This window comes from Hoylesella buccalis ATCC 35310 (assembly GCF_000177075.1).
GTDB lineage: Bacteria > Bacteroidota > Bacteroidia > Bacteroidales > Bacteroidaceae > Prevotella > Prevotella buccalis.
Genome location: NZ_ADEG01000093.1, coordinates 1 through 1058, shown reverse-complemented (window position 1 = coordinate 1058; position 1058 = coordinate 1). Strand labels below are relative to the sequence as shown.

1 protein-coding gene is annotated in these 1058 nt (G+C 39.9%); it reads left to right on the top strand.

Translation table 11 applies throughout. The features are described 5' to 3' along the window. Positions 1-6: 6 nt before the first annotated feature. A partial coding sequence (locus HMPREF0650_RS10370) for an IS4 family transposase (RefSeq protein WP_004350601.1) occupies positions 7-1058 on the top strand: 1052 nt, incomplete at its 3' end.

The following is a 1058-nucleotide window of genomic DNA, read 5'->3' as shown; positions in this document are numbered from 1 at the left end:
TAACTGATGTCTCTCATCCCTGATTACGAGCTCAGGAAATGTGTTGACAAATATCGAGGGGATTTTCATGCAAGACGTTTCACTTGCCGTGATCAGTTTCTTGTCATGAGTTATGCTCAATTTACTAGCAGTGCAAGTCTTCGAAGTATAGAAGCTCAACTTACCGCATTCAACTCCAAATTGTACCATGCGGGGTTGAAAATCATGCCAAAATCTACTCTTGCTGATATGAACGAAAAGAAAAACTGGCGTATTTATCAAGACTATGCAATGATACTTGTCGATAGAGCTAAGACCCTTTATAAGGATAATTATTACCGTCTGAACATCGACAACATGGTCTATGCTTTTGACAGTAGTACCATTAATCTTTGTCTGCAGCTTTGTCCTTGGGCAAAATTCCATCATGATAAAGGGGCGTTCAAAATGCATACCTTGGTTGATGTTAAGAACAGTATACCTAACTTTGTTCTCCTTACTCCCGGCAATGTACATGATAGCCAAGCTATGGATATGCTGCCAATCGAAACAGGCGCCTATTACCTTATGGATAAAGGATATGTCGATTTTGATCGGCTGTTCCGAATCTTTCAACAACAACATGCATACTTTGTTACCCGAGCAAAGGATAATATGAAGTACAATGTTTTCGAGACAAGAGTGGTTGATAGGCAGACTGGTGTCATCTCTGATGAAACTATCAGTCTCACTGGTCTCTTGACTGCCAAGAAATATCCAGACGTGTTGCGATTGGTTACATATGAAGACTATGCTCAGAACGTTGTGTATCGATTCTTGACTAATGATTTCATCCTTCCAGCAATTACCATTGCAGAACTCTACCGAGAGCGTTGGACTATAGAGACGTTCTTCAAATGGATCAAGCAGCACTTGCATATCAAGTCGTTCTATGGAACAACCCAGAATGCAGTCTTTACGCAAATATGGATAGCCATCTGCGATTATCTGCTTCTTATTATTGCTTTGAAGATGTATCATATTAAGCAAAATCTTTACATATTCTCTAACGTCATCGGACAAGTTCTCTTTGAGAGGAC